This window comes from Tardiphaga sp., from assembly GCF_044340795.1.
In the GTDB taxonomy this organism is placed as follows: Bacteria; Pseudomonadota; Alphaproteobacteria; order Rhizobiales; family Xanthobacteraceae; genus Tardiphaga.
Genome location: NZ_JBIISY010000330.1, coordinates 1 through 5,208 on the forward strand (window position 1 = coordinate 1; position 5,208 = coordinate 5,208).

4 protein-coding genes are annotated in these 5,208 nt (G+C 63.4%); 3 read left to right on the top strand and 1 reads right to left on the bottom strand.

Annotated elements, in window-relative coordinates; genetic code table 11:
• Both ACIQ17_RS30380 and ACIQ17_RS30385 read left to right on the top strand, forming a co-directional pair.
• A partial coding sequence (locus tag ACIQ17_RS30380; protein ID WP_398473186.1) for an AMP-binding protein occupies positions 1-1,422 on the top strand: 1,422 nt, incomplete at its 5' end.
• A gap of 31 nt (positions 1,423-1,453) precedes the next feature.
• Positions 1,454-1,912 carry a RidA family protein gene (locus ACIQ17_RS30385; protein ID WP_398473187.1) on the top strand — a complete coding sequence of 153 codons (459 nt, stop codon included), beginning with the start codon at positions 1,454-1,456 and terminating at the stop codon, positions 1,910-1,912.
• Between the two features lie 1,029 nt (positions 1,913-2,941).
• Here ACIQ17_RS30385 and ACIQ17_RS30390 read toward each other — a convergent pair.
• Complete coding sequence (locus ACIQ17_RS30390) at positions 2,942-3,739, bottom strand: AraC family transcriptional regulator (RefSeq protein ID WP_398473188.1); 798 nt, start codon at positions 3,737-3,739, stop codon at positions 2,942-2,944.
• A 63-nt stretch (positions 3,740-3,802) separates the two neighbouring features.
• On the opposite strand from ACIQ17_RS30390, the gene ACIQ17_RS30395 reads away from it, so the two are divergent.
• A complete protein-coding gene (locus ACIQ17_RS30395) occupies positions 3,803-4,978 on the top strand; it encodes an MFS transporter (RefSeq protein ID WP_398473189.1) in 1,176 nt (391 codons plus the stop codon).
• Positions 4,979-5,208: the final 230 nt, after the last annotated feature.

Here is a 5,208-nt window from a genome sequence, read left to right on the forward strand (position 1 = left end):
CTGGTGAACAGGATCAGCAATGTGCTGGTCGGTAAGCTCGGCCTCGTTCCCGGCGGCCGTGTGCTGCTGCGCTCCGCGAACAATCCGATGATGGTTGCGGCCTATCTCGCCATCATCAAGGCCGGCGGCGTCTGCGTCGCCACCATGCCGCTGCTGCGCGCGAAAGAGCTGATCTATCCGATCCAGAAGGCGAAGATTTCGCTCGCGCTGTGCGACGGCAAGCTGTCGGACGAGCTCGACAAGGCCGCAGCGTCAGCGCCTGAGCTGAAGCGCGCCGTCTATTGGGGCACCGGCAAGGATGACTCGCTCGAAGCGCTGATCGCCGATGCCAGCACCGAATTCAAAGCCGTCGATACGGCAGCCGATGATATCTGCCTCGTCGCCTTCACCTCGGGCACGACCGGCGATCCCAAGGGCACCATGCATTTCCATCGCGACATGCTCGCGGTGTGCGACGGTTTTGCCCGCAACGTGCTGCGCGCCTCGCCGGATGATCGCTTCATCGGTTCGGCGCCGCTGGCCTTCACCTTCGGCTTCGGCGGCGTGCTGTTTCCGCTGCATATCGGCGCGTCCTTCGTGGTGCCCGACAAGTCCACGCCGGATGACCTCGGCAAGGAGATCGCCAAACACAAGGTCACCGTCACCTTCACGGCGCCGACCGCCTATCGCGCGATCCTCAGCAAGATCGATCAGTATGATCTGTCCAGCTTGCGCAAATGCGTCTCTGCCGGCGAGACCTTGCCAAAGGGCACATACGACGCCTGGTACAAGGCGACCGGCATCAAGCTGATGGACGGTATCGGCGGCACCGAGATGCTGCACATCTTCATCTGCGCCATCGAGGAAGAGATCCGTCCGGGTTCCACCGGCAAGCCGGTGCCCGGCTATGAAGCCAAGATCGTCGATGACAACGGCAATGACGTGATGCCCGGTACCATGGGCCGTCTCGCGGTGCGCGGTCCCACCGGCTGCAAATACATGGCCGATCCGCGCCAGACCAAATATGTCCAGAACGGCTGGAACCTGACCGGCGATACATTCGTGATGGATGAGGACGGTTACTTCTGGTACCAGTCCCGCTCCGACGACATGATCGTCTCGTCCGGCTACAATATTGCCGGCCCTGACGTCGAAGCCGCGCTGCTCACCCATGAGGCTGTGGCGGAAGCCGGTGTCGTCGGCTGTCCGGATCCCGATCGCGGCATGATCGTGAAGGCCTATGTGGTCCTCGCGCCAGGCCATGCGGCGAGCGATGCGCTGGTGGCGGAGTTGCAGAACCACGTCAAACGTGAGATTGCGCCATTCAAATATCCGCGCGCCATCGAATTCGTGCAGCAATTGCCGAAGACCCAGACGGGCAAGCTGCAGCGCTTCGCGCTGCGCAAGCTGGCCGCAGAGACGGCCTCCGTCGCCGCGGCCTGAACAGAAGATTTGAACTGAGGAGTATTGCCCGGTGACGTCACCAAAGGGGCCGACATTGACCGTGGTGCCAGGCGCGAAATCCGACAGCGCGCCGTCGGGCGTACGCACGTTGCAGCCGAGCGGCTGGCCGAAGCCGAAGGGTTACGCCAATGGCATGACCGCCGATGGCCGCATCGTCGTCACCGGTGGCGTGATTGGCTGGGACTCTGAGGAGAAGCTGCAGCCGGATTTCATCAGCCAGGTCCGCCAGGCGCTGCAGAACATCAAGGACATCCTCGGCGAAGGCGGTGCGAAGCCCGAGCATCTGGTGCGGCTGACCTGGTATGTCGTCGATATCGAAGAATATATGGGCAGCCTGAAAGAACTCGGCAAAGCCTATCGCGATGTCTTCGGCGCGCATTATCCGGCGATGGCCCTGGTGCAGGTGGTGCGCCTCGTGGAGCGCGCCGCGCGCGTGGAAATCGAAGCGACAGCCGTGGTGCCGCGCTGACGGCGCGCCGCTGCTGATGGTTTCCCTCCCCGGAGCGAAGCGAATGGGGAGGGTGGCGCGTAGCGCCGGGTGGGGTCTCTCCCCACGTGACGTCCTTATCGTGGGATAGACCCCCAGCCGTCTCAAAGCTCGCTGAACGCTCGCTTTGATCCACCTATGGCGGACAAACTCGTCCGCCATACCCCACCGCGCGGCTTTGCCGCTTGGGGGAGGAAGAAGCTCCGTCAAAATTGTTCTTATTTTGTTCTTTACTTGAGATTGTGCTCCCGCTAGCCTCATGGTGTCCTGTTCCGATTAGGAGGGGCGATCGCGATCGTCACGATTGCGGGGCGGGATGCGATGAGACGCCAGAAGGGTGAGGCGTCGCGCGGTGCAAGGGTGACGGCCGCTGCGAGCGGGCCGGATCTGCGCCAGACCTGCCACTGGCGTGGAGATGGTTCGCTTGCCGAAGCTTGATCCCGGGGATCGCACGACGGACGACCACATCCCGAAGCGTACGGTTTTCTGCCTGAGGCTCCCTGGCCTCCCGCCAATGGCCAGTAATGCTAGGTGACGGGGTCGGTCACCACGGCACAGTGCAGGCAGCTCTGACCGACAAGACATCGCGTGCGGAACGCCGGGTTGCTTCCGGTGGTCCGAAAGTCCTGATGCTCCTTATTCGCGGAGTACCGCGCTCGGCATCAGGCACCCACGGGTGCATCGGGCACCCGGCGTTCCGCGCGCCCTCTTGATGGAGAGGGCGGAAGGAATGCGCAAGACTCGGGCGCCGAGGCGTCGCGAGGACGAGGCTGTTTGACATGTTTAAGGAAGCAAGGCGCGGACGGTGTGCTCCCTCCCTCAAGCGTGGCGTAGCCACGCGCAGTGGGGAGGGCCGGGGCCGCGCCGCGGCGAAGCTCGAAGAGCGAAGCCGGGTGGGGCGCCCCACGTGACGTAGAGGTTGTGGAAGCACCCCACCCGTCTCGATGCTCGCTGAACGCTCGCCTCGATCCACCCTCCCCAGTCGCTGCGCTCCGGGGAGGGAAAAGCATCTCACTTCGCCGCTGCAAACTCCGTCGGACTCTTCCCCGTCACCTGCCGGAATGCATGCGAGAAGGCCGGCACGCTCGCATAGCCAAGCTCCGATGCCAGCTGCTTCATCGAGACACCGCCCTGCAATGACAGTCGCTCGATCGCTGCGGCGATGCGCGCGCGCTGGCACCAGCTCTTGAAGTTCAATTGGGTCTCCGCCGAGAACAGCCGTGACAGCGTGCGCGTCGAGGTCCCCACCATCTGCGCCAGCGTCTCCATCTCGTAATCGCGCGTGGGGGCAGCGAGCACGATCTCCGCGGCGCGCCGGCAGCGCGGTTCCTGCGGCAATGGCATGAAGGTGGTGGGATCGCTGGCCTGCTGCAATTCAAGCATCGCCAGCCGGATCAGCAGATCGATCCGCACGGGATCGCCACGGCCATCGAACAGCGCGAGGATCGCCTCATGCAGCAGCCGCGACACGCGCACCACGAATTCCGACGCCAGCTCGCGATTGGCATCGCGCGCCAACCGCTCCGGATTGAAATAGAGCGAGCGCATCTCGATATCGGCGAGCACGTCGATGGCGTGGGGCAGGTGCGCCGGCACCCACACCGCCCGGTCCGGCGGCACCAGCCAGCGGCCCTTCGGCGTCGTCACCTGCATGGTGCCGGCCGCGGCATAGACCAGCTGGGCTTCGCGATGGGCGTGGGTGTCGAGACGGGTGCCCTTGGGGTATCGCGTCGCCAGCATATGGACGCCATCGGCCGTGGACCGGCGGCGGTCGGACAAAGGCAGGATTGGCGTGTCCACGATAGTCATTGGCGACATCCCGTTGCGCTCAATCCTTATAACCGCAGGACAGCTCGCTATGGAAATCGATTCATGAACTCGCCCAGCCGCGTCATCACCCTCGTCAATGTCGCCCATTTCATCGATCACTACGCCATGCTGATCTTCGCGGCGGCGGTGCTGGTGATGGGCCCGGCCATGGGCAAGACCTATACCGAGCTGCTGCCTTACGCGACGCCGGGCTTCGTGGCCTTCGGCGCGGGCTCGCTGTTCACCGGCTGGCTCGGCGATCGCTGGAGCCGTCGCCACATGATGGTGATCTTCTTCTACGGCATCGGCCTGTCGATGATTTCGGTCGGCTTCGTGCAGACGCCGCTGCAGCTCAGTGCGGCCCTGTTCGCCGTCGGCCTGTTCGCCTCGATCTATCATCCGGTCGGCACCGCCATGATCGTGTCCTATGCGGACAAGCTCGGCAGCGCGATGGGCGTCAATGGCGTGTTCGGCAATTTCGGTGTCGCGTCCTCGGCGTTGATCACCGGCGTGATCGGGCAATATCTGGGATGGCGCTGGGCCTTCATCATCCCTGGCCTTGCGACCATCGCGGCAGGCGTCGTGTTCATGCTGCAGGTCGCCCATGAGGATCGCTCCGGCTTCAAGCAGGCGGCAGCGCAGGCGCGTGTCGCGAAGTCCGATATGTGGCGCGTCATCCTCGCATTGCTTGTCACGGTGATTGCGATCTCCACCGTGTTCAACGCCATCACGGTCGCGCTGCCAAAACTGTTTGCGGAACGGCTGACGGAGCTCACGCAAAGCCCGGCCACGCTGGGCGTCATCGCCGCCGGCGTCTATGTGTTCGGTGCGCTGACGCAGTACAATATCGGCTGGCTGATCGATCGTTACTCGCTGAAGGCGGTCTGCCTGCCGCTGTCGCTGCTGCTCGCGCCGTTCCTGTATTTCGCCGCGACGCTGTCGAACGAGGCGCTGATCATGGTCGCCATCGGCGTCATCATCGGCCTGTTCGGGCAGATCACCGTCAACGAGACGATCGTCGGCAAATACACTGCGGAAGAATGGCGATCGCGTGCCTATGCCGTGCGTTACTTCGTCGGCTTCACAGCGGCCGGTGCCTCGGTCGGTCTGGTGGCCTGGCTGTATGAGGTTGGCGGCTTCATGCTGATGTTGCATTCCTTCGCCGCGCTATCGGTGCTCGTCATCATCGCGGCCCTGATCCTGCCGCCCGAGCTTCCTGCTGCAGAGTCAGGTAGCTAACATAGTTAAATTCGCTTGGCGTACGCTGCGGTGCAGTATAAGTAGACGCGAACCGCCCCCGTTATGTGCCGTTTTTGGCCGGGGCCGAGTAGCTTGTTGCTTTTCGCGCAGCCTTCGTTGCCAATCGCTTTCCGTGGACCACCGTTGCATGGACCGCAGGGAATGAGTCGCGATTTGAGGTGTTGCATCGCTGAGCAAAGATTCCACATTTCGGAAACATTGCTGCGTTG

Excerpts from the sequence above, each read along its gene's own strand:
- ACIQ17_RS30390 (WP_398473188.1), bottom strand. The coding sequence starts at position 3,739 with ATGACTATCGTGGACACGCCAATCCTGCCTTTGTCCGACCGCCGCCGG.
- ACIQ17_RS30395 (WP_398473189.1), top strand. The coding sequence starts at position 3,803 with ATGAACTCGCCCAGCCGCGTCATCACCCTCGTCAATGTCGCCCATTTC.